Source organism: Duganella guangzhouensis, assembly GCF_009674535.1.
Taxonomy (GTDB): Bacteria; Pseudomonadota; Gammaproteobacteria; order Burkholderiales; family Burkholderiaceae_D; genus Rugamonas; species Rugamonas guangzhouensis.
In genome coordinates, this window is record NZ_WKJK01000071.1 from 1 (window position 1) to 390 (window position 390).

The 390-nt window shown below is 44.1% G+C and carries 2 rRNA genes; both read left to right on the forward strand.

Annotation, left to right across the window (positions count from 1 at the left end):
- Positions 1–119 (forward strand): 23S ribosomal RNA (locus GJ699_RS33965); the annotation flags it as partial.
- A gap of 154 nt (positions 120–273) precedes the next feature.
- Positions 274–386: ribosomal RNA gene (rrf, locus tag GJ699_RS33970) — 5S ribosomal RNA — on the forward strand.
- Positions 387–390 lie beyond the last annotated feature (4 nt).

The following is a 390-nucleotide window of genomic DNA, read 5'->3' on the forward strand; positions in this document are numbered from 1 at the left end:
TTCCCAGAGCCTTGAGCTCTTTGAAGGGTCGTTCGAGACCAGGACGTTGATAGGTCAGGTGTGGAAGTGCAGTAATGCATTAAGCTAACTGATACTAATTGCCCGTACGGCTTGTCCCTATAACCTTAGCAGGTTATAGATTCAGAATTGTTGCGTTGATTACGCTCATTACCTAAAACAATTACTTGATAAACGATATAAATCGTTTATAATGCTGTCTTCCAGATTTCATGGCTTCACGAAGCAAAGCGTGAATGCTAGTACAAGTTAAAGCTTGATGACCATAGCAAGTCAGTCCCACCCCTTCCCATCCCGAACAGGACCGTGAAATGACTCTGCGCCGATGATAGTGCTGCAACCAGTGTGAAAGTAGGTTATCGTCAAGCTAGT